Source organism: Citricoccus muralis (assembly GCF_003386075.1).
GTDB classification, from domain to species: domain Bacteria; phylum Actinomycetota; class Actinomycetes; order Actinomycetales; family Micrococcaceae; genus Citricoccus; species Citricoccus muralis.
Genome location: NZ_QREH01000001.1, coordinates 317,125 through 337,885, shown reverse-complemented (window position 1 = coordinate 337,885; position 20,761 = coordinate 317,125). Strand labels below are relative to the sequence as shown.

Annotated in this window: 20 protein-coding genes and 1 riboswitch; of the genes, 10 read left to right on the top strand and 10 right to left on the bottom strand. The window is 69.9% G+C overall.

Features of this window, described 5'->3' with window-relative positions:
- Positions 1-191 precede the first annotated feature (191 nt).
- Together C8E99_RS01420 and C8E99_RS01415 are read left to right on the top strand one after the other, a co-directional pair.
- Complete coding sequence (locus C8E99_RS01420; RefSeq protein WP_115930779.1) at positions 192-1,028, top strand: NAD-dependent deacylase; 837 nt, start codon at positions 192-194, stop codon at positions 1,026-1,028.
- Positions 1,006-1,716, top strand: a complete 711-nt coding sequence (locus tag C8E99_RS01415) for a DNA alkylation repair protein (RefSeq protein ID WP_115933123.1) — start codon at positions 1,006-1,008, stop codon at positions 1,714-1,716. The genes C8E99_RS01420 and C8E99_RS01415 overlap by 23 nt, the downstream gene beginning before the upstream one ends.
- Here the strand turns inward: C8E99_RS01415 and C8E99_RS01410 are convergent.
- Positions 1,713-2,990, bottom strand: coding sequence for a deoxyguanosinetriphosphate triphosphohydrolase (locus C8E99_RS01410; RefSeq protein WP_115933122.1), 1,278 nt, complete (start codon positions 2,988-2,990; stop codon positions 1,713-1,715). The genes C8E99_RS01415 and C8E99_RS01410 overlap by 4 nt on opposite strands.
- Positions 2,991-3,084: 94 nt before the next feature.
- The gene (gene dusB, locus C8E99_RS01405) at positions 3,085-4,293 is read right to left on the bottom strand and encodes a tRNA dihydrouridine synthase DusB (RefSeq protein WP_115930778.1); all 1,209 of its coding nucleotides are present in this window, start codon (positions 4,291-4,293) and stop codon (positions 3,085-3,087) included.
- Between the two features lie 112 nt (positions 4,294-4,405).
- On the opposite strand from dusB, the gene C8E99_RS01400 reads away from it, so the two are divergent.
- Together C8E99_RS01400 and C8E99_RS01395 are read left to right on the top strand one after the other, a co-directional pair.
- Positions 4,406-5,425 carry an LLM class flavin-dependent oxidoreductase gene (locus C8E99_RS01400; protein WP_115930777.1) on the top strand — a complete coding sequence of 340 codons (1,020 nt, stop codon included), beginning with the start codon at positions 4,406-4,408 and terminating at the stop codon, positions 5,423-5,425.
- A 14-nt stretch (positions 5,426-5,439) separates the two neighbouring features.
- Positions 5,440-6,618, top strand: a complete 1,179-nt coding sequence (locus C8E99_RS01395; RefSeq protein ID WP_115930776.1) for a hypothetical protein — start codon at positions 5,440-5,442, stop codon at positions 6,616-6,618.
- Between the two features lie 14 nt (positions 6,619-6,632).
- Here the strand turns inward: C8E99_RS01395 and C8E99_RS01390 are convergent, their stop codons facing one another.
- The 4 genes from C8E99_RS01390 to C8E99_RS01375 are packed head-to-tail and all read right to left on the bottom strand — an operon-like array spanning position 6,633 to position 11,023.
- On the bottom strand, positions 6,633-7,202 hold the full coding sequence (locus C8E99_RS01390; protein ID WP_115930775.1) for a cysteine hydrolase family protein: 570 nt from the start codon (positions 7,200-7,202) through the stop codon (positions 6,633-6,635).
- Positions 7,199-8,491, bottom strand: a complete 1,293-nt coding sequence (locus C8E99_RS01385; RefSeq protein WP_245952019.1) for a YibE/F family protein — start codon at positions 8,489-8,491, stop codon at positions 7,199-7,201. Before C8E99_RS01385 ends, C8E99_RS01390 begins: the two co-directional genes overlap by 4 nt.
- A 37-nt stretch (positions 8,492-8,528) precedes the next feature.
- Entirely contained in the window at positions 8,529-9,617 is a 1,089-nt protein-coding gene (locus C8E99_RS01380; RefSeq protein WP_115930773.1) for an N-acetyltransferase, read from the bottom strand.
- Positions 9,618-9,631: 14 nt separating this feature from the next.
- Positions 9,632-11,023 carry a glycine--tRNA ligase gene (locus C8E99_RS01375; RefSeq protein WP_115930772.1) on the bottom strand — a complete coding sequence of 464 codons (1,392 nt, stop codon included), beginning with the start codon at positions 11,021-11,023 and terminating at the stop codon, positions 9,632-9,634.
- Between the two features lie 161 nt (positions 11,024-11,184).
- Here C8E99_RS01375 and C8E99_RS01370 point away from each other — a divergent pair, with 161 nt between their 5' ends.
- Positions 11,185-11,472 carry an RNA-binding S4 domain-containing protein gene (locus C8E99_RS01370; protein WP_115930771.1) on the top strand — a complete coding sequence of 96 codons (288 nt, stop codon included), beginning with the start codon at positions 11,185-11,187 and terminating at the stop codon, positions 11,470-11,472.
- Between the two features lie 11 nt (positions 11,473-11,483).
- Here the strand turns inward: C8E99_RS01370 and C8E99_RS01365 are convergent, their stop codons facing one another.
- Positions 11,484-12,227 (bottom strand): alpha/beta hydrolase, encoded by a 744-nt coding sequence (locus tag C8E99_RS01365; protein WP_115930770.1) that lies wholly within the window; start codon positions 12,225-12,227, stop codon positions 11,484-11,486.
- Between the two features lie 86 nt (positions 12,228-12,313).
- On the opposite strand from C8E99_RS01365, the gene C8E99_RS01360 reads away from it, so the two are divergent.
- Both C8E99_RS01360 and C8E99_RS01355 read left to right on the top strand, forming a co-directional pair.
- Complete coding sequence (locus tag C8E99_RS01360) at positions 12,314-13,192, top strand: SGNH/GDSL hydrolase family protein (RefSeq protein WP_115930769.1); 879 nt, start codon at positions 12,314-12,316, stop codon at positions 13,190-13,192.
- A 148-nt stretch (positions 13,193-13,340) separates the two neighbouring features.
- A complete protein-coding gene (locus C8E99_RS01355) occupies positions 13,341-13,901 on the top strand; it encodes a hypothetical protein (RefSeq protein WP_115930768.1) in 561 nt (186 codons plus the stop codon).
- 4 nt (positions 13,902-13,905) lie between these two features.
- On the opposite strand, the gene metX is transcribed toward C8E99_RS01355, so the two are convergent.
- Both metX and C8E99_RS01345 read right to left on the bottom strand, forming a co-directional pair.
- The gene (gene metX / locus C8E99_RS01350; protein ID WP_115930767.1) at positions 13,906-15,027 is read right to left on the bottom strand and encodes a homoserine O-acetyltransferase MetX; all 1,122 of its coding nucleotides are present in this window, start codon (positions 15,025-15,027) and stop codon (positions 13,906-13,908) included.
- 16 nt (positions 15,028-15,043) lie between these two features.
- Complete coding sequence (locus tag C8E99_RS01345; RefSeq protein ID WP_115930766.1) at positions 15,044-16,405, bottom strand: O-acetylhomoserine aminocarboxypropyltransferase/cysteine synthase family protein; 1,362 nt, start codon at positions 16,403-16,405, stop codon at positions 15,044-15,046.
- Between the two features lie 81 nt (positions 16,406-16,486).
- Positions 16,487-16,601, bottom strand: a riboswitch (SAM riboswitch).
- A gap of 203 nt (positions 16,602-16,804) precedes the next feature.
- Here C8E99_RS01345 and C8E99_RS01340 point away from each other — a divergent pair.
- Positions 16,805-17,461, top strand: coding sequence for a VOC family protein (locus tag C8E99_RS01340; RefSeq protein WP_115930765.1), 657 nt, complete (start codon positions 16,805-16,807; stop codon positions 17,459-17,461).
- A 91-nt stretch (positions 17,462-17,552) separates the two neighbouring features.
- On the opposite strand, the gene C8E99_RS01335 is transcribed toward C8E99_RS01340, so the two are convergent.
- Positions 17,553-18,482: a CPBP family intramembrane glutamic endopeptidase gene (locus C8E99_RS01335; RefSeq protein ID WP_425452833.1), complete on the bottom strand. Its 930-nt coding sequence runs from the start codon at positions 18,480-18,482 to the stop codon at positions 17,553-17,555.
- A 96-nt stretch (positions 18,483-18,578) separates the two neighbouring features.
- Between C8E99_RS01335 and C8E99_RS01330 the strand changes: the two genes are divergently transcribed.
- Positions 18,579-19,709, top strand: a complete 1,131-nt coding sequence (locus tag C8E99_RS01330) for a phosphotransferase (protein WP_115930763.1) — start codon at positions 18,579-18,581, stop codon at positions 19,707-19,709.
- Entirely contained in the window at positions 19,706-20,749 is a 1,044-nt protein-coding gene (zapE, locus tag C8E99_RS01325) for an AFG1/ZapE family ATPase (RefSeq protein WP_170144499.1), read from the top strand. Before C8E99_RS01330 ends, zapE begins: the two co-directional genes overlap by 4 nt.
- The last annotated feature ends 12 nt before the right edge of the window (positions 20,750-20,761 follow it).

Below are 20,761 nucleotides of genomic sequence, written 5' to 3'. Positions count from 1 at the left end.
CGGCGCTCACACGATCGTTGAACACTCTACCTTACGTATACGTACTTTTGTCGCGAGGGTCACAGGCCGCCGAGACGCCGGCCACTAAATGTGGGATCACGGCCGCGCCAACTGTCGATCCGCTCGGCGTGTCTCGACGACTGGCGCGCTCATGGTGCAGGGTCCGGGGCGGAAGGTGGTCAGATGGACTCATGGACGCAGAGATCATCCCCGGTCTGGCGGAGGCGGCCGACCTAGCCCGCGCCGCGCGGCGAGTGGTGGTGCTCTCCGGCGCCGGCCTGAGCGCCGAGTCCGGTGTGCCCACCTTCCGTGAGGCGCAGACGGGGCTCTGGGAGCGCTACTCCCCCGAGCAGCTGGCCACCGAGGACGCCTTCCTGGCCGACCCCGAGCTGGTCTGGTCCTGGTACCGGTGGCGCGCCCGGCTGATCCGGTCCTGCCCACCGAACGCCGGGCATCTCGCGGTCGCCGCGTGGCAACGGCGGCTGGCCGCTAACGGCGACGCGCTCACCATCGCGACCCAGAACGTGGACGACCTGCACGAACGCGCCGGCGCCGAGGTGCTGGCGCACCTGCACGGATCCCTCTTCGACGACCGCTGCGCCGACTGCGGCGAACCCGCAGCGCACGACACCGGCACGGCGCCGGAGGGGGATGCGGGCTCTGCTCCGGACCTGGAATCCATGCTCCGCGTCGCCCCGCCCCGGTGCGCGGTCTGCGGGGTCGGGGTGCTGCGTCCCGGGGTGGTCTGGTTCGGGGAGATGCTGCCGGCGGACGCCCTGGCGAACACTCTCGCCGCGCTCGAGCAGTGCGACCTGGCCGTCGTCGCCGGAACCTCGGCCACCGTGCAGCCGGCCGCCTCCCTGCCGTACGCGGCGCTGGGAGCCGGCGCCGCCGTCGTCGAGGTCAATCCGGAGGTCACCGAGTTCTCGACCGCGGCCACCGTGCACCTGCGCGGGACCGCCGGACAGGTGCTTCCGGCGCTGGTCCGGGCCTACGATGGTCACCATGGCCACCACCGCTCAGACTGAGATCCAACTTACCGTCGAGGCGGTACAGGCCGAGCTGGCCTCCCTCGAGGATGCGAAGATGCGCGCGGCGAACGAACAGCGCGGCGATGACCATGGCGTGAACCTGACGAAGCTGCGCGGGGTGGCCAAGGCCGTGAAGCTCCCGCCCGCACCCCGGCACGACTTCGCCCTGGAGCTCTGGGCCACCGGGGACACCGCCACCCGGCTGGTCGCCCTGCTGATCTGCTCGCCGAAGAGGTTCGGCGTCGGCGAGCTGGACGCGATGATCCGCGCCGGGCGCGCCCCCAAGGTCCATGACTGGCTGGTCAACTACGTGGCCAAGAAGAGCCCCCACCTGGAGGAGCTCCGGGAGCTGTGGGCCGAGGACCCGGACCAGCTGGTGGCCGCCGCGGGCTGGGACCTCATCAGCCACCAGGTGTACAAGAACCCCGAGGTCCTGGACCTGTCCGCGCTGCTGAACACCATCGAGGCCCGGATGAAGGACGCCCCAAAGGACCTGCAGTGGTCCATGAACAACACCCTGGCCGCGATCGGGATCGAGAATGCGGAGCTGCGGGAGCGGGCGATGGCGATCGGTGAGCACCTCGAGGTGCTCAAGGACTACCCCACTCCCCCGAACTGCACCTCACCGTTCGCTCCGATCTGGATCACCGAGATCGTCCGGCGGAACGAGGAACGGGCCAACTAGACCCAGCTGCGGCGGAACTGCTCGCCGCGGACCAGGGTGGCGTGCCACTCGATGGCGGTGGAGTCCGTCAGCGAGGCGACCTGGTCGATCACCGCGCGGCGGCGCCCCCGGTCGTCGGCGGCCTCACGCCAGTCCCCGGCGAACATCGGGTCGAGGTATCTCTCCCCGGTCTCCCAGAACAGCTCCACCAGCTCGGTGAGGATCTCGCGCTGGCGCGCGTAGAGCGGTTGGCGGGCGTCGGAGCTCATGACGTAGGCGGCGGCGATGCCCTTCATGGTCGCGATCTCGATGTCGGTGTTCTCGGGGATCACCACGTCCGCGCCGTGGCGGGTGAGGGGCTCGTTGCCGAAGACCTCACGGGTCGCGTCGAACGCCGCATTGGAGAACCGGCCGATGAGCTGGCTCGTCATGTCCTTCAGCGCGGCGCGGGACCGGCGGGTGCCGTCCGCCTCGGTGACCCAGACATCCGTGGCCTCCAGCCGGGCGAGGGCGGCCTCGACCGCGGCGGGGTCCGTGTCCGGCAGGTACCACTGGCGGGTGCGCTCGATGACGAGGGCCCGGTGCTCCGGGTCGGTGAGCCATTTCAGCTGGAACTGGCCGTTGACGATCCCGTCCTCCACGTCATGCACCGAGTAGGAGATGTCATCCGCGAGGTCCATGACCTGCGCTTCCATCGATTTCCTGGTTCCGGTGACGCCGCGGCGGAACCACTCGAACACGGGCAGGTCGTCCGTGTAGACGCCGAACTTGCGGGTGGGCTCGCCGTCTGACTTCAACGGCGCCGCATCCCTGGTCCAGGGGTACTTGCAGGAGGCGTCAAGGGACGCACGAGTGAGGTTGAGTCCGGCGGAGCGGCCGTCCTCGAAGAACTTCTTGGTCTCCAGCCGAGCGAGCAGCCGCAAGGTCTGGGCGTTGCCCTCGAACCCGCCGATGTCCTGGCTCAGCGCGTCCAGGGCCTTCTCCCCGTTGTGCCCGAACGGTGGGTGCCCCAGGTCGTGGGACAGGCACGCGGCGTCCACCACGTCCGGATCGCAGCCCAGCGACCGCCCGAGTTCGCGGCCCACCTGGGCCACCTCGAGGGAGTGGGTCAGCCGGGTGCGGGCGAAATCGTCCTCGTCCGGGGCCACCACCTGGGTCTTGGCCCCCAGCCGGCGCAGGGCTGAGGAGTGCAGGATGCGGGCCCGGTCCCGTTCGAAGTCCGAGCGGTAGGAGCTCTTGGGCGGCTCCGGAAGCCAGCGCTCCCGGTCCTGCGGCGCGTATCCGGGCAGTTCCATCGGACGGCCCGCGTAGGGCGGTCGGCCTTCGGCGCCGAAGAGCACCGCCTGATGGTGCCGGACCCGCCGGGCAGACACCGGGAACGACGCCGGCTCAGCCACCGGAGACGTCCAGCTCAGCTGCCTGGATCAGCGCCTTCTGCTCGGCGTTCAGCTCCCGGGAGTCCAGCCAGCCCTCGGGCAGGTGGGGGCGCTTGGGCGAACCGGCACGCCCCCGCGGCCCCTCGGCGTCGGGCCCGGGGTACGGGGCGTGCGGATCGAGTTCATCCAGCAACTCGCGCAAGGTGGCCAGGTCCGGGACCTGGGCGAGCCGTGCCCGCAGCTCACCGCCCACCTGGTAGCCCTTGAAGTACCAGGCCACGTGCTTGCGGACGTCCCGCAGAGCCTTGCCCTCGTCCCCGCCGAAGGTGTCCACGAGCAGCTCCGCATGGCGGTAGAAGGTGTCCGCGACCTTCGCCAGCCCCGGCCGGAAGCGCTCGTCCGACCCCTCGAAGGCGTTCTGCAGGTCCCCGAAGAGCCACGGTCGGCCCTGGCAGCCGCGGCCGACGACGACCCCGTCCACCCCGGTCTGCCGCACCATCGCGATGGCATCCTCGGCACTCCAGATGTCCCCGTTGCCCAGGACCGGGATGTCCGGCAGGGCCTCACGCAGCCGGGCGATGGAGTCCCAGTCGGCGTGGCCTGAGTAGTGCTGTTCCATGGTGCGCCCGTGCAGGGCCACGGCGGCGACGCCCAGGGACCGGGCGGTGCGGCCGGCGTCGAGGTAGGTCAGGTGGTCCTCGTCGATGCCGCGGCGCATCTTGACGGTGACCGGGATGTCCTTCTTGGAGGCCTCCCGCACGGCCGCGCCGATGATGGAGGCGAACAGTTCCGACTTCCAGGGCAGGGCGGAGCCGCCGCCGCGCTTGGTGACCTTCGGGACGGGGCAGCCGAAGTTCAGGTCAATGTGGTCCGCCCGGTCTTCTTCCACGAGCATCCGCACGGCCTGACCGGTGGTGACAGGGTCCACGGAGTAGAGCTGGACGGAGCGCGGGGTCTCATCAGGATCATGGTGGATGATCCGCAGGGACTCTGCCCGGCGCTCCACCAGCGCACGGGCGGTCACCATCTCGGAGACGTACAGTCCGCCGCCGTATTCCCGGCAGAGCCGGCGGAAGGCGTTGTTGGTGATGCCGGCCATGGGGGCCAGCACCACGGGGGTCTCGACGGTCAGCGGGCCCAGCTGCAGGGCGGGCAGGTTCAAGCGCTCTGGAGTCTGGGCCGCGGGTTCGGTGCGCTGGGAAGCGTCGGTCACGGCAGTCATTCCACTCATTATCCCAGAACCGGCCGGCTTCCGCTGGCTCCGTCCACCGGTGGAGGTCAACGCCACAGGCCAACGCTGGAAGAACCCCGGTCACCGTGATGTTCTTGCAGTCATGAAGAAGATCGGATTCCTGAATTTCGGGCACTGGAGCTCCGTGCCCGGCTCGCGCACCCCGGACGCCGGGGCCACCCTGGGCCAGACCATCGAGATGGCGGTGGCCGCTGAGGAAGCCGGTCTGGACGGAGCCTGGATCCGGTCCCACCACTTCCAGAACATGCTCTCCGCCCCGTTCCCGTTGCTGGCAGCCATGGGAGCGGCCACGAAGACCATCGATCTGGGCACCGGCGTGATCGACCTTCGGTACGAGAACCCCTTGTACATGGCCGAGGAAGCGGCGACGGCGGACCTCATCTCCGGCGGCCGGCTCCAGCTGGGCATCTCCCGCGGCTCCCCCGAGGCCGCCCGGGATGGGCAGCACCAGTTCGGCTACGACCTTCAGCCGGGCCAATCCTGGTCCGAGCTCGCCCAGGCCCGGGGCGACCGCTTCCGGGACGCCATCTCGGGCGGGCTCGTGGCCCATGCTGACCCGGATTCCGGCTGGGCCCAGCCCGGCCAGGAGAAGCTCTCCATCCAGCCCCACTCCCCAGGACTCGTGAACCGCATCTGGTGGGGTTCGGGCAACACCGTCTCCGGTGTCCGGGCGGGAGAGCAGGGCTACAACCTGCTCTCCTCGACCCTGCTGCTGCAAGACGACGGCCGGCCCTTCCACGTCCAGCAGGCCGACCAGATCGCCCAGTACCGGCAGGCCTATGCCGCCACGGGCCACACGACCGGCGGGATGACGGCGGTGACCCGTTCGGTGTTCCCGATCGTCTCCGCGCAGGACGACATGTACTTCGGCGGACGCCGCGAGCGCTCGGACTCCTCCGGCCACCTCGAAGGCGGCAAGGCCCGAGGCGGCCCGACGTACTCCGGCACCTTCGACGAGGTGGTGGACCTGTTGCGCGCCGACGAGGCAGTGCAGGCGGCCGACTACGTGCTGATGGCCAACCCGAACCAGCTTGGGGTGGAGTACAACGCGCACCTGTTCACGCAGTGGGCCGAGGTGGCGAGGGCACTGGGCTGGAAGTGAAGTAACTTTTAAGCATGGATCTCTGGGTCATCATGCTCCTCGTGCTGGCCGTGGTGGTCGGGCTCGGCGGATGGGCCGGAGTGGTCGCCATCCAACGCCACATCCTGACTGGGCGGCAGGACCGGTGGCGTGCCCTGGAGGGCCGCTTCAATCAGGTGACCCTGGACGCCGACCGCTACGAGCGCAGCCCGGACGACGCGCTGGCCGCCCCCGGCTGGCTGGATCGTTCCAGCCCCGTGGTCCGCGGCTTCTCCGGCACCCTCAAACGCGCCCAGAGGGACCGGGCCGAGCTGGAACGGTCGGTCTCCCGGGCGCCGGGCCGCGCCGGACGGGAGCTCAGCAGCGGGAGCCGGGATCCGGCGTCGGGCCTGGCTCCCACCGAACAGGACCTGCAGGAGTTCGAACTGCTCGTCGAACGCCTGGAGGACGCCTACCGGGATACCGACCGCGCCGTGCGTTCCGTGGGCTGGACCCGCCCCGGAACGCTGCAGGTGCCCCATCCCCAGTTCCTCTTGGACCCCCGGTGGGGACGGTCCGCCGTGCTTCCCCGCCTGGGCTCGCTCGAGCAGGCCAGCGCCGCGCAGTCCGTGAAGGAGTTCCTCGACGCCGCCTACCCCCTCCGCCGGGACACGGCCCTCAAGGCCTTGCGGGAACGCAGTGGAGGAGCCGGCCACGCCCACCGTGCCCAGAAGGCTCTCGACCAGCTGATCCAGACCCGCCGGTACACCGCCGACCACCACGGCTTCCTGTGGCCCGGCTCCACGGTGGTCGAGCATTGGGGCGTCTACCGCACCTTCGGCCGCGACGCGGACGTCAGCATTCAGGACATCCCCCCGGTGGAGGTCGCCAACGCCCTGTGGGTCCTGCTGCCCGCGGACCGGGGAATGCCGGATGAAGAACTGCTCGAGTTGGCCCAGCAGCACCTGGCGCTGACCGCCGGCTTCACGTCCGGACTCACCCAGAGCCTCAACGACGGCATCGCCCGCGGGCTGAAGAGCCTGCCAGAGGGCGTGCAGCGCACCATCAACGGCGCGGTGCCCCACGGCGTCTTCCTGCCGACCTCCGCCCCGAAGATCCGGCAATTGCTGAGCGAGGGCCTGCACGAGGGGCTCGTGACCGGCCGTCTGCAGCGGCAACCCGACGGGCTCGTCCGGCGGCTGCGGAGCGGCTGGCCCAGCACCTACCGGCGGTAACCGCCGCGCCAGGCTCAGCTATCCGCCGTGAGCAACCTCTCTAGGTCCGGACGGTTGAGGATCCGCTGGCGCAAGGTGTCGCAGAGCCCCTCCAGCAGGGGCCATCCGGTCTCCGCTGCGGACGAGGCGATGGCCTCACGGGCGTAGACCACACGGAAATCATGGGCGAAGGCGTCACGTCCGGTGGCTGCGATGCACGATTCGGCCAACACCCCGGCCAGGATGACGGTCTGGGCGCCGACGGTGCGCAGTCGCTGGGCCAGGGAGGTCCCGTGGAAGGCGCTGTCCCGGATCTTCTCCAGGTGCGTGGCCGGTTCCAGGTCCAGGCCGTCCAACAACCGGACTTCGGGCGTGCCGGGGAAGTTGAAGCCCTGGTCGTCGTCGAGCATCTTCAGCGTCCAGGTCGACTTGTCCCTCGCATGCACGGTGCTGACCACGAAGACGGGGACGCCGGCCTGGCGGGCGAGTCCTGCCAACCGGTTGGACTCCGCCACCATCAGTTCACGGTCGTCCCGGGAGGAGGGATCCTCGAAGAAGCCCTCCTGCAGATCGATGAAGACCACGGCGGTCGAAAGTTCAGTCATCCACCCAGCTTAGAGGCGGGTGCCTGGGGAACCGGTGCCGCGACGGACTTCGCCACCGCCACTGCGATGCCGGTGGTGATCGGGATCGCCAGCACCAGCCCGATCGAGCCGACGAGGATCCGCACGATCTCCTCGACGAGCTCTCCGGACATCAGGGTGTCCCAGAGGCTGCGGTCGTAGAGGGAGACCACCATCAGCACGGGCAGGGCAGCTCCGGCGTAGGCGAAGGCGATCGTATACACGGTGGAGGCGATGTGGTCTCGGCCGATGCGCATCCCGGAGGCGAACAGCTCCCGCTTGGACACCGCGGGGTTCGCGGCCTGGAGTTCCCAGACGGCGGACGCCTGAGTGATGGTGACGTCGTTCAGCACCCCGAGCCCGGCTACGAGCAGCCCGCACAGCACGATCCCGGACAGCCGCACCTCCGGGGCCACGGTGGCCAGCACATAGGAGTACTCGTCCCCCAGGCCGGTGAGATACGCCGCGTCCGTCCCCCACAACGCCAGCACGGCGGTGAGGGCCAGGCCGATCAGGGTCCCCAGCAACGCGGTGGTGGTCCGCAGCGAGAACCCGTGCGCGAAGTACAGCACCACGAGCATGATCAGGCAGCAGCCGACCAGCCCGATCCACAGCGGTGGACCACCCTCCAGCAGTGCCGGGAACATGAAGCCGAACAGCACCGTGAACGCCAGGCCGAGCCCCACGATGGCCCGCAACCCCCGCCAACGGGCCACGGCCACCACCACCAGGGCGTACAGCAGGGCCAGCACCACCACCGGGACGGTCCGCTCGAAGTCCACGAACACGTAGTCCGACTCCCCGCCCGCGCCGGTGTCCCCGCCCGGCAGCTCGCTCAGGTCCAAGGCCTTGAGCCGGTCCCCCACCTCCACGTCCATGGAGGCACTGATCGAGGTGGGGATGGGCACCACCGCGCTGTCGTTGCCGCCGCCGTCCGGATCCACCACGGCATCCACGCACGCCACGTGTGCGGCCGAGGGGTCCCCGGCCATCCCGCCAGTGGGGGTCTCCAGGGTCCCGGCCTCCGGGCCACAGTCCCGGGGCTGAATCTCGGTGACGGTGCCCGTGATCATGGTGATGCCCTGCGAGGTGCCGTAGGGGTCGGCCAGGGAGAGCTCCTGGTGGGACCCGGACGGCCAGAGGGCGATCATCGCCGCGATCAGCACCACGGTCAGCGGGCCGAGGATCGCCGCGAGGGCGACGATCACCCGACGGCGGCCGGACCGGCCCGTCCCGGTCAGTGCCTCGTCGGCGCCGGGTCCCGCCGGCAAACCGTGACCGTGGCCGTGGCCTAGCTCAGGGCCGTGCTCAGGAGGCATCGGGCACGTCGGTGGCCCAAATCCGCGTGTCCAGCAGCACCCGGGCGTGGCCGGTGGCGACCAGCTGGTCGAGGATCGGGGTGAGGATGTCCATGGAGTCGTCCACCTCGAGCTGGACCGGGTACTGGGTGGTCAGCAGGGCCAGCAGCGAGGCGGCCGCGGCCTGGGCGTCCAGCGGGGCCAGTTCCGGGTTCCAGCCCAGCAGCACGTCGGTGGGATCCTCGGTGCGTTCCGGCGTATAGGAGATGGCGAAGGCGTCGATCCCTCCACCCTGTGCTTTGGGCTGAGAGCGCAGCACCACCGCCCCGGAGGCGCCGGTGGCGGGGCCGAGCAGCAGCTGCTGGGCCTGGCCGATGCTCAGATCGGACGGGTCCCAGCCATGCGTGGCCGCGTAGAACGCCGCCACCGCCTGCGTCAGCTCCACCGAACCCGTCGCCAGGTCCTCCACGGCCAGGCCGGTGCCGTCCAGTTCCGGCGCCTTGATGACCCCGGGCCCGACGGCGATGCGCCGGGAACGCTGCAGCGGCGCGAATCCCTGCCCCGCCAGGAAGGGCTGGGCCGGGTGCGCCACTGGACCACCGGCCAGGTCCAGCTGCGCGCTCGCAACGGCGGACCCCGACTCTGGGCCGGCATCGCCCGAGACAGCACCGTCGGCACCGTCAGGCGCGGTGTTCGGCAACGCAGCCGACGTCACCGCGAAGCGCGTCTTGAGCTCCGTGGTCGCCAGCGTCCCCTCGGTCCGGGCGGTCTCAGCCTCGGCGCGCAGTGCGGTCAGCAGCGCGGTGGCGAGGCCTCGGCCCCGTAGCTCGCGAGCCGTCTCGGCGTAGAACCAGAGGCGCTGCGGGTGCACGGAGGAGGCGTAGACCACGGCGGCTGCCACGGCGATACCCTCGTCCTCCGCCACCAGGCACCGGGCCCAGGGAGAGTTGGATGAGGGGCGCAGCATGGCGCGGTCCTGGTGGTGCTGGGCGTCGGTGGGATCTCCCCACAACTCCAGGAGCCGCAGGTCGTCTCCCTCGGCCCACGGCCGCAGGGAAACACCCGCTGGGAGCTGGGGGCCGGCGTCGGGAACCGTCATCTGTACTCCTCCCCTTACTTGGACAGCCGCTCGAACAACCAGCCGCGCACCTGGTCCAGGGCCACGCGCTCCTGGGACATGGAGTCGCGTTCGCGGATGGTGACGGCCTGGTCCTCGAGGGAGTCGAAGTCCACGGTGATGCAGAACGGGGTGCCGATCTCGTCCTGGCGGCGGTATCGGCGGCCGATGGCGCCGGCGTCGTCATAGTCGATGTTCCACACGCCCCGGAGCTCGTCGGCCAGGCGCTTGGCGGTGGGCACGAGCTCCTCCTTGCGGGAGAGCGGCAGGACGGCGGCCTTGACCGGGGCCAGCCGAGGGTCGAGGCCGAGCACGGTGCGCACATCGGTGCCGCCCTTGGTGTTGGGCGCCTCCTCTTCGCGGTAGGCGTCCACCAGGAAGGCCATCATGGACCGCGTGAGGCCGAAGCTGGGCTCGATCACGTACGGGGTGTAGCGCTCCCCCGAGGTCTGGTCGAAGTACTGCATCTTCGTGCCGGAGGCCTCGGTGTGGGAGTTCAGATCGAAGTCCGTGCGGTTGGCGATGCCCATGAGCTCGCCCCACTCGGATCCGGCGAAGCCGAACTTGTACTCCAGGTCGATCGTGGCATCGGAGTAATGGGCGCGCTCGCCGTCCGGGACATCGAAGCGGCGCATGTTGTCCGGGTTGATGCCCAGGTCGATGAACCAGTTCCAACAGGCCTCCACCCACGTGTCGAAGTGCTCGGTGGCGGCATCAGGATGGGTGAAGTACTCGATCTCCATCTGCTCGAACTCGCGGGTGCGGAAGATGAAGTTGCCCGGCGTGATCTCGTTGCGGAAGGCCTTGCCGATCTGGCCGATGCCGAACGGGGGCTTGCGCCGGGCGGCGTTGACCACGTTGAGGAAGTTCACGAAGATGCCCTGGGCGGTCTCGGGGCGCAGGTAGTGCAGGCCCTCCTCGTTGTCCACCGGGCCCAGGAAGGTCTTCATCAGCCCGGAGAACATCTGCGGCTCGGTCCAGGACCCGCGCGTGCCGCAATCGGGGCAGGCGATCTCGTCCATGCCGCCGATCCCGCCGGTGGGGGCGCGGCCCTTCTTGGCCACGAAGCCCTCGATGAGGTGGTCCTGGCGGTGGCGCTTGTGGCAGGACGTGCACTCGACCAGTGGGTCCGTGAAGGTGGCCACGTGACCGGAGGCGTTCCACACGGCCGAGGGAAGGATGATGGCGGAGTCGAGGCCGACCATGTCCTCACGGCCGCGCACGAACGTGTTCCACCACTGCGTCTTGATGTTGTCCTTGAGCTCCACGCCCAGGGGCCCGTAGTCCCACGCCGAGCGGGAGCCGCCGTAGATCTCTCCGGCCTGGAACACGAAGCCGCGTCGCTTCGCGAGGGAGATGACCTGGTCGAGGGTGGTCTTGGGGGCCATGGGGGCATCACATCCGTGTCTGTTACTTCGGCCGCTGGCTGCGGTCAGCGCACTGGAGCCGACGCGCGTGGCACGCCAGCCTTCGGGGTTACCGACCCAGTCTAGGTCCACAGCGAGCCGCGGCTGGTGCACCGGCGCGGATCTCGGGCCACAATGGAGGTATGTCCGAACACCCGAGCCCCGATACCCCGCACCATCACCGCCGCGCCCCCGAGGCCCCGTCCGCCCATCCGGCACCGCTGGAGATCCGCGACGAGATGATCCGCCTGGGGCAGGCCCTGAAGCTGGCCAACCTGGTCGAGGACGGCGCGGACGCACGCGCGGTGATCGAGGCTGGCCTGGTCCAGGTCAACGGGGATCCGGAGACCCGCCGCGGCCGCCAGTTGCACCCCGGGGACGTGTTCGAGTTCTCCGGCGAGGCCGTGAAGGTGGTCCCGTCCGGGGGCTGAGCGTGGACGGGCTACTTCACCACGTAGTCCAGGAACTCCCCCACGTGGCGCAGTTCCTGCGGGCCGATGCCGTGGCCGATCCCGGCGTAGAGCACCTTGGTCATGTCCACGTGCTCGTTCATCCAGGCGTGCGTGTACTCGATCTTGTCCGGCGTGATGACCGGATCGGCCTGGTCCCGGCCCCAGAACACCTTGGGCTTGACCGCCTTGACCGCCTCGTCGTCGAAGAATCCGGCCAGGGGGCCGGCACCGGACACCTCGGAGGGCACGACGCCGGCCGCCGGGGCTGCGGTCCCCGCACCGGGCGCCATGGTGGGGTCGATCGCGAACCCCGAGAGTCCGACGACACAGGCATAGGCCTCCGGTTCCCGGCGCAGCAGCGAGGTGGCCATGGCCATGCCCATGGAGAATCCCAGCAGGGAGGTGCTCGCGAAGTTCTGCCGGTGGGCCGTCACCCACTCCTGGAGGTCCTCGATGGCTGCCCGCACCGCCAGCGGTGAGGACTCCAGGGAGTTGGTCAGCGGGAACCACGTGTAGCCACCGTGATCCATGACCAGCGGTGCCCGCACAGAGGCGATGGTGAACTTCTCCGGCAGCTCCGGAACGATCCCGAACAGGTCGTTCTCGTCCGCACCGTAGCCGTGCAGCACCACCAGCAGGTGCGTTCCCCCGCGCTCGGCCTGGGGACGAGACCAGCGGACGAACGGTTCGGTGGGCTCGGAGTGGGACGGGTCGGGAGTCTGCGGTTCGGTCATGATCCCAGCGTAGGCGAGAAGTCCTGGACGAGTTCTGCCACCAATGCGAAGTGACCGCTGGGTAACCAGGCCTTTAGGATCGTGGCATGTCTGGTTCCTCGGCTTCCTCGACTTCCTCGACTTCCTTGCACTCCGATGCTCCCCTGCACCCGATCCACCCCTGGCGCCGCTACGTGGCTCTGGGCGACTCGTTCACCGAGGGCATCGGCGACCCGGACCCGCAGCGGCCCGGCTACCACCGCGGTTGGGCGGACCGGGTGGCCGAGGAACTCGCCCATCGCGTCCCGGATACCGAGCACTTCTCCTATGCCAACCTGGCCATCCGCGGCCGGCTGATCGACCAGATCGCCGCCGAGCAGACCACGCCGGCCTTCGAGCTGCAGCCGGACCTCATCACCCTCTGCGCCGGCGGGAACGACGTGATCCGGCCGGGCGGGGACCCGGATGCGATCGCGGAGAAGCTCGACGATCTCGTCGGGAACCTCGCCGCCAGCGGGGCCACCGTGGTGCTCTTCACCGGCCCTGACATCCGGGACACTCCCGTGATGGGCCGCATCCGCGGCAAGGTGGCGATCTACAACGAGAACGTGCACACCGTGGCCCTGCGGCACGAGGCCGTGGTCGCGGACCTGTGGGCCCTGCGGGAGCTGACCCGGAAGGAGATGTGGGCCGAGGACCGGCTGCATTTCTCCCCCATCGGCCACCACACAATCACCACCATGGTGCTGGAGACCCTCAATGTCCCCCATGACCTGGTGCCGCTGGAGCCCAAGCCACCGGTGCCACGCACGTGGCGTCAGGCCCGGACCGAGGACGTGCTTTGGGCCCGTTCGCATCTGATGCCCTGGGTACTGCGGCGGTTGCGGCGCCAGTCCTCCGGTGACGGGCTCTCCCCGAAGCGGCCCCTCGCCGAGCCGATGTTCGGACACCCCATGCCGCCGGGCGCGGACACCTCCGGACAATAGGGCTTCGGGGTTCAACCCGGCGGCGTCGAGGGCTCCCGCCACCGAGGACGCGGTGGGATGATTCTCCTGCGGGGAACGATTCCCGCATCGACGCGGCCCGGTTCGAGATGGAATACCTGCTCTCCGTCGGCACCAGGAGTTGAGCCCCATGCACAGGACAACGGACGGAGAAATCCTCTCCACAGCGGTGTTGCGCACGGTGGCCGAGAGTTCCACCGCAGAACGCCTGGCCGCAGCCCAGCGACTCGTCTACGGGCCGATCCTCGACTGGGTGCGCCACAGCCCCTTCCACACCAACGCTCTCGGCCACTCGGTACATCCACCTCTCACCGACATCACCCTGGGTAGTTGGATGGGGGCCTCCCTCCTCGACCTGGCCGGGGGGACGCCGTCACGCCACGGCGCCACGCTCCTGGTATCCGCAGGTCTGCTGGCCGCGATTCCGACAGCACTCGCCGGCGCTGCCGACTGGACAGAGACCGAAGGAGCTGATCACCGGATCGGCGCGGTTCACGCGCTGGGAACAGATGCCGCCGTCTTCCTGTTCCTGGGATCCCTCGTCGCCCGGCTCCGGGGCCGTCACGCCCTCGGGGTCGGACTGGCTGCGGCCGGCAACGCCGTCGCGGCATCTGCAGGCTTCCTCGGCGGTCACCTGGCCCTGACACGAGGCATCGCGGGACGGGCCGGGCCGACCGAGCGCGGCGGGTGAGGACCTAGAGTCCGAGCACCCGCGTCATCTCCGCGGCCACCTGGTCCAGGTCCGTCAGGAACCCGTCATGACCGATCGGCGAATCGATCATGTGCACCGGGACGTCGCCGGGCAGCTGGCGGGCGAGCTCCTGGGACTGGCCCGGGAAATACAGGCGGTCGGACTCGACGGCGGCGATGAACGGTGTCACCTGGATGGAGCCCAGCACCTCCGCTTCCGTGCCGCGGCCGCGGGAGACGTCGTGGCTCATCAGGGCCTCGGTCAGCACCAGGTAGCTGTTGGCGTCGAAGCGCTTGACCAGCTTGGCCGCCTGGTAGTCCAGGTAGGACTCGACCTGGTAGCGCCCCTGCCGCCGGGCCGGCTCGCCGAACGGGTTCTCCTCGGGCTGCGCGGCGCGTCCGAAGCGGGAGACCATGTCCGGTTCGGACCGGTAGGTGATGTGCGCGATCTTGCGGGCGATGCCCAGGCCGCCGTCCGGCGTCGGGCCCGGGTAGTAGTCTCCGCCGCGGAAGTTCGGGTCCAGGGTGATGGACTGCACCTGTGCCTGGGCGAAGGCGATCTGCTCGGCGGTCGAGTGCGCGCCGCAGGCGATGACGGCCATGCCGGCCACACGTTCGGGGTAGGCGGCGGCCCACTCCAGAGCGCGGGCGCCTCCCATGGAGCCGCCGATCACCGCCTGGAAGCGCTCAATGCCCAGCGCGTCGGCCAACCGCGCCTCGGCATGGACGGAATCGCGGATGGTGGTGAACGGGAAGCGGGAGCCCCAGGGTGCACCCTCCGGGTCCAGCGAGGACGGTCCGGTACTCCCGTAGCAACCGCCCAGGATGTTCGGGGCGATCACGAACCAGGTGTTGGTGTCGATGGCGCAGCCGGGGCCGACGACTCCCTCCCACCAGCCCTCCTCCGGATCACCGGAGGAGGCCGCCACGTGCGTGGACCCGGTCAGGGCATGCAGCACCAGCACGGCGTTCGACTTCTCGGCGTTGAGCCTGCCCCAGGTCTCGTAGGCGATCTCCGCCTCCGGCAGGTGCCCGCCGGTCTCGAAGTCCAGGGCGCCGATGCGCTGGATGTGCAGGCCGCCATCGGGCAGGTCCGTGGCGGTCGGCTGGGGGGTGGTGGTGGTCATGCGAATACCTCCGGACCTAGGCGCTCACGTCGGCCGCGGCGAAGCCGTTGTCAAGATCGGCCAGGATGTCCTCGATGCTCTCCACGCCCACGGACAGGCGGACCAGGCCGGGGGTCACGCCGGCGGCACGCTGCTCCTCCTCGGTGAGCTGGGAGTGCGTGGTGGATGCCGGGTGGATGACGAGCGAGCGGACGTCACCGATGTTGGCCACATGGTGGTGCAGGCGCAGCGCGTCCACGAACCTGGCGCCGGCCTCGCGGCCGCCGGCGATCTCGAAGGAGACGAAGCCAGCCGGGCCCTGCGGCAGGTACTGCTTGGCGCGCTCATGCCACGGGCTGGAGGCCAGCCCCGGGTAGATGACCGTCTCGGCCAAGGAGTGGCCGTCCAGGTACTCGGCCACCTGGCGGGCGTTCGCTACGTGCCGCTCCATGCGCAGGGACAGGGTCTCGAGTCCCAAGTTGATGAGGAACGCGTTGAAGGGGCTGATCGCGCTGCCGTAGTCGCGCAGCAACTGGACCCGGGCCTTGAGCACGAAGGCCAGGTTGGCGCCGAGGATGCCGTCCACTCCGAGGTCCCGGGCGAAGACGATCCCGTTGTAGCTCTCATCCGGGGTGTTGAAGCCGGGGAACCGCTCCGGCTGCGCGGCGAAGTCGAAGGTGCCGCCGTCCACGATCACACCGCCCATGGCGGCAGCGTGGCCACCGAGGTACTTGGTGGCGGAGTGGACCACGATGTCCGCACCGTGCTCGATCGGACGCAGCAGGTACGGGGTGGCCAGCGTGTTGTCCACGATCAGCGGCACCCCGGCCCCGTGGGCGATGTCCGCGATGTTGCGGATGTCCAGCACGTCCCCGCGGGGGTTGCCGAGGGTCTCACCGAACAGGGCCTTGGTGTTGTCCTGGATCGCGTTCCGCCACTCGTCCAGGTCGTCCGGGTCCTGCACGAAGGTGGTGGTCACGCCGATCTTGGCCAGGGTGTGCTTGAAGAGGTTCTGCGTGCCGCCGTACAGGGAGGCGGAGACGACCACATGGTCGCCGGCTCCGGCGAGGTTGAGGATCGAGAAGTTGGTGGCCGCTTGGCCCGAGGCCACCAGCAATGCGCCGACCCCGCCCTCGAGTGCGGCGATCTTGCCCTCCACGGCTTCCTGGGTGGGATTGCCGATGCGGGAGTAGATCGGGCCCAGGTCCTTCAGCGCGAAGCGGTCTGCGGCGACCTCGGCAGAGGGGAAGTCGAAGGAGTTCGACTGGATGATCGGCAGCACGGTGGCGCCGTAGGGATTCTCCTCCGGTATCCCAGCATGGACCTGGCGGGTCTCGAAGCCCCACTGGGCCGGATTGGCGGCCTCGGTGGTCGGGGTGCTGTTGGGGGTGTCAGTCATGTGACGGCTCCTGTCAGTCCAGGGCCACCTGTGTGGTGCCGGCGGGCAGGGACATCGTCCAGCAACCCGACGCGGCGTGGTGGCCCGCGCTTGCCGGTGCCGGTTGGCACCTGCCTGGTCCTCACCCGGGGCACCCCACCGCGAGCTGGAGGGTTGCCGGCCAGCAAGCCGGGGCTTGATGCTGGCACTCATGACCTTCATCAAGTCTGCCAGATCGGCTCCGGGGATTCATCCCCGGCCAACCCGGGGCGTCGCATTGCGCCTCACAGTGGGGTCCTCGTGGTCATCGTCCTCACGGACTTCGGCACCCGTCATCGGGCGGCAGTCAGACCTGTGACCTCGGCCACATTTCAGGTGAGGTTAACCTAACCGGTCCGTGACGGAAGAAAGTGCGACGATATGGGCATGATGCGCCTGGATCACGTCTCGTACGCCGTTGGACCCGAAGAAGGACTCGCCGCCACGGTGGCCCGTCTCGCCGAAACGCTCGGCATCGAGCGCGTCAAGGGCGGTGTCCACCCCCGCTTCGGCACGCGCAATGCGATCTTCCCGCTGCGCAACCGCCAGTACCTCGAAGTGGTCGAGGTCCTGGACCACCCGTCCTCCGAGAAGGCCCCGTTCGGCCAGGCTGTGCGCGCCCGCTCCGAGATGGGCGGCGGCTGGATGGGCTGGTGTGTCACCGTAGACGACCTCGCACCATTCGAGGAGCGCCTGGAGCGCCAGTCCGTTCCCGGCAACCGGAAGTTCCCGGACGGCCGTGAACTCACGTGGCGCCAGATCGGTATCAAGGGCCTCATCGCCGACCCGCAGGTCCCGTACCTCCTACGCTGGGATGAGGGCACCGAGGAACTGCACCCCTCACAGGCCCACACACCCCAGGCCGAGCTGTCCTCCATCACGATCGCCGGCTCCCGCGACCGGGTGCGCGGCTGGCTGGGCCTGGACGATCCGGAGGAGACGGTCGGGGACCTCAACGTGGTCTTCGAATCACCCTCCGGCACCCCCGGCATCCTTGAAGTCACCTTCGAGACCCCCAAGGGCACCATCACCCTGTAGTTCCTTCACTTTCAGTCGACTTGGGGTGGGTGTTCTCTTTGAACACCCACCCCAAGTCGACTGAAAGCCGAGGTTAGGCACCGACGCCTGCTCAGGTGCCGAACAGGCCCGCCGCGGCCAGCAGCGGGTAGGCCACGAAGCCGGCGGCATCCAGGAGGAAGTGCGCGATCACCAGCGGCATCACCCGCCGGTATCTCAGGTAGACCGCGCCGAACACCAGCCCCATGAGCAGATTGCCGACCCCCGGGCCCACCCCCTGATAGAGGTGGTAGGCGCCGCGTAGGACGGCACAGGCCACCAGTACGGTGACGGGATGCAGGGGCACGACGGCGCCGCTCGCCCAGGCCCGCATCCCGCCCTCACTGCCGGGCCGGCTCGGATCACGCCCCGCGCGCAGCTGCTGCAGGTAAGCGAGCCGGTCGAAGAGCCACGCGACCACGATGACCTCCTCCAACAGCCCGTGCCGCAGGGCGGAGAGCAGCAGCACCGGGGTGCTCCACCAGTACTCGTTCAGGGCGCTGCCAACGATGGCCGTGGTGACGCCGGCGGCCCGTCCGGCCGCGTAGACCGCCAGAGTTCCGAGGCCGATCGCCAGGAACAACCCGACGCCGAGGACCACGTCCCGGCCTGGTCGGCGGAAATCCAGGCCGAAGGCGCGGAACGGGTTGCGCCCCCGGATCCACACCAGGTGCAGCACCAGCAGCACCGGGACCAGGGCGAAACCGATATCCAGCAGCTGGTACGTCAGGTCGAAGTACTGCCGATCGTCCAGCGCCGGGTTCAGCGTGGTGGTCTGCCCGGACAGGGGCGCCTGCGTCCACTTGTCGATGAGATTGACGATCGCGTAGACCGCCGACTTCCCGAGGGACAGCGCCAGCACGATGGCGATCTCCCAGCGGACCATCCGAGCGGAGGGCGCCGCCAGGGCATCAAGCCCCCCTGGCACTGCCGGCCGGGTCGGCGGGGTCGGCGGGGTCGGCGGGGTCGGGACGTTCGGAGACGGCGAAGCTGGGGTGGTCACCGCCCCAGTGTAGGAGTGACAGGGGCCCTCTCCGGCCCGGCCTGACCCTCCTCGTCCCACCGTGGTCAGAGCCGGCCGCCGCGCTACCGTGGATCCATGGCCTCCGCACCGACTCCCGACGACGTCGCCGCCGCCTGCGCCGCGGCCGCCCGGCCGTTGGCCTCTGCCCTCGCCGCTGTTAACGGACTCGCTCGCCGGCTGGCCGAAGCAGATTGGCCAGCCGGCCTGGTCGAGGAGGGCGGACAGTTCCACCGGGTGCTCGTGCTGCCCGGCGTGGGCGCCGTGCGGATGACCCGCACCCACGAGGCCGCGGCACACCTGAGCGACCGCATGGCCACCCTGCAGATGCTCAGTATGATGGCGGCGCTCCCCTTCGCCGTGCCCGTGCCGCTGACCGAGGTGGTCGGGGAGGCGGACGGGCTGCCGGCGGGGATGGCCGCCGTGGTGCAGGAGTACCTCCCGGGCGAGGCGCACCCGCCGCACACCGGCGAGGTGCCGGTGCTGCGCGAGCTGTGCCGGACGCTGGCAGGGATCGACACCGCTCCCCTGAGGCCGCACCTCGGCCCGCCGTTCGCCTACCGTGGCCCCTGGACCGCGGAGAAGGTGGCCGCGGTCCAGGCGGTGCCTTCGATGCTGGCGGCGTCGCACGGGCCTGGCCTCTGGACCGACGGATCACACGACGGCCCCGGTGGCGCGGTCTCAGTGGACCGCTGGGCCGAGACGGTGGCCACCCTGACCACCACGCACACCGCGTGGACGGAGGATCCGGTGGTGCCACCGTCGCTGGTCCACGGGGACCTGGCCGGGCACAACATGCGGTGGCAGCGTTCTGCCGCCGGAGGGGTCGGCGGTGACGGAGAAAGCGGTAGTGACGGAGATGATGCAGAGCGCTGGCACCTGACCGGGATCCTGGACTGGGACCTGGCCGCCGTGTGGGACCCCGCCCTGAATCCGGTCTACCTGGCGCTGTGGCACGGCGAGGAGAAGCTGGAGGCCATCGCCCGGGACGCCGACGAGGCGCTGAGGGGTCGGGTGTGGCTGGGCTGGATGGCCCTGGAGACGATCTACGATGCGTCCCTGCGTGAAGGACCGGCGAGCGAGATCCCACCGGCGAACTGGCCCCAGCTGTTGCGCAAGGTGCTCCCCCGCATCGAGCGAGCCACCGCGGCACTGGACCGGTGGCGAGTCGAGCACGCGCCGGCGTTCAGCGCGGTAGACAAGCGGTGAGCGGCCGGCGTCGGGAACGGGGTCCGTGGCCGCACCTGCGGGAGGCGACCCTGACGGCCGCACTGGAGGCGGACGGCAAGGTGCTGGATGCGGGGCAGCGGGCCACCGTGCAGCTGCTGACCGGGCGGAAGGTCACGCGCGGGGTGTACCTGCATGGTGGGGTGGGTCGCGGGAAGACATGGATGGGCGCGGAGTTCTTCAACGCGCTCGAGGTGCCGAAGCTGCGGCTGCACATGCATGCCCTCCTGGGGCAGGTGAACCAGGTGGTCGCGAGCGCGCAGGCGGGCCAGCCGATCGGGATCGACCACGCGGTGGCACGGATCGTCGGGGATGCCCGGCTGGTGTTCATCGACGAGTTCCACGTCCATGACGTCGGTGATGCGATGCTGCTGCGCCGTGTCCTGCCCGGCCTGCTCGCCCTGGACGCCGGGCTCCTGCTGACCTCGAACTACCCGGCCGACGGACTGCTGCCGGACCCGCTGTTCCACCACACGATGGTGCCCGTGATCGAGATGATCCAGTCCGCCCTGACCGAGTGGAGGATCCCGGACGGGGTGGACTACCGACCGTTGAACGCCGGCGACGGCCGCGGTGCGGGCTTCGCCTCCGGATCCTGGACGGTCACCGGATCGCCGGGGCCGACGGCGGCCGGCACCTCCGCGCGCGTGCCGGTGGGCCTACGCGGGACCCGGCAGCTGGAGGTCGCCTCCGCCGATCCGGAGGCGGGCGAGCTCGTGGCCACCTTCGGCCAGCTGTGCGGCACCCCGGTGTCCGTGCAGGACTTCCTCGGCCTGGCGCGGACGTACTCGCGGTGGCACCTACTGGCGGTGCCGCGCCCCGAGGAGATCGACGTTCAGGCGTTCCAGCGCCTCGCCTTCCTCGTAGATGTGCTGGTGGACACCGACCTGCGGCTGGACGTGCAGGCAGCGCTGCCCCTCCACGAGTGGGTTCGGGCCGCGCACCTGCCCCGGGATGCCGACCGGTTCCTCAGCCGACTGAGCCTGCTGGGCGGCGGACGGATCGGCATCACCCCGGACTAGGCCGGCTGGAGG

Bases quoted from the DNA above. Each gene is read 5' to 3' on its own strand.
- C8E99_RS01360 (WP_115930769.1), top strand. From the start codon at position 12,314: ATGTCTGGTTCCTCGGCTTCCTCGACTTCCTCGACTTCCTTGCACTCC.
- C8E99_RS01365 (WP_115930770.1), bottom strand. From the start codon at position 12,227: ATGACCGAACCGCAGACTCCCGACCCGTCCCACTCCGAGCCCACCGAA.
- C8E99_RS01340 (WP_115930765.1), top strand. From the start codon at position 16,805: ATGGGCATGATGCGCCTGGATCACGTCTCGTACGCCGTTGGACCCGAA.
- C8E99_RS01400 (WP_115930777.1), top strand. From the start codon at position 4,406: ATGAAGAAGATCGGATTCCTGAATTTCGGGCACTGGAGCTCCGTGCCC.
- C8E99_RS01370 (WP_115930771.1), top strand. From the start codon at position 11,185: ATGTCCGAACACCCGAGCCCCGATACCCCGCACCATCACCGCCGCGCC.
- C8E99_RS01410 (WP_115933122.1), bottom strand. From the start codon at position 2,990: ATGGAACTGCCCGGATACGCGCCGCAGGACCGGGAGCGCTGGCTTCCG.
- C8E99_RS01330 (WP_115930763.1), top strand. From the start codon at position 18,579: ATGGCCTCCGCACCGACTCCCGACGACGTCGCCGCCGCCTGCGCCGCG.
- C8E99_RS01375 (WP_115930772.1), bottom strand. From the start codon at position 11,023: ATGGCCCCCAAGACCACCCTCGACCAGGTCATCTCCCTCGCGAAGCGA.
- C8E99_RS01355 (WP_115930768.1), top strand. From the start codon at position 13,341: ATGCACAGGACAACGGACGGAGAAATCCTCTCCACAGCGGTGTTGCGC.
- metX (WP_115930767.1), bottom strand. From the start codon at position 15,027: ATGACCACCACCACCCCCCAGCCGACCGCCACGGACCTGCCCGATGGC.
- C8E99_RS01395 (WP_115930776.1), top strand. From the start codon at position 5,440: ATGGATCTCTGGGTCATCATGCTCCTCGTGCTGGCCGTGGTGGTCGGG.
- C8E99_RS01345 (WP_115930766.1), bottom strand. From the start codon at position 16,405: ATGACTGACACCCCCAACAGCACCCCGACCACCGAGGCCGCCAATCCG.
- C8E99_RS01390 (WP_115930775.1), bottom strand. From the start codon at position 7,202: ATGACTGAACTTTCGACCGCCGTGGTCTTCATCGATCTGCAGGAGGGC.
- C8E99_RS01420 (WP_115930779.1), top strand. From the start codon at position 192: ATGGACGCAGAGATCATCCCCGGTCTGGCGGAGGCGGCCGACCTAGCC.
- C8E99_RS01415 (WP_115933123.1), top strand. From the start codon at position 1,006: ATGGCCACCACCGCTCAGACTGAGATCCAACTTACCGTCGAGGCGGTA.
- C8E99_RS01380 (WP_115930773.1), bottom strand. From the start codon at position 9,617: ATGACGGTTCCCGACGCCGGCCCCCAGCTCCCAGCGGGTGTTTCCCTG.
- dusB (WP_115930778.1), bottom strand. From the start codon at position 4,293: ATGACTGCCGTGACCGACGCTTCCCAGCGCACCGAACCCGCGGCCCAG.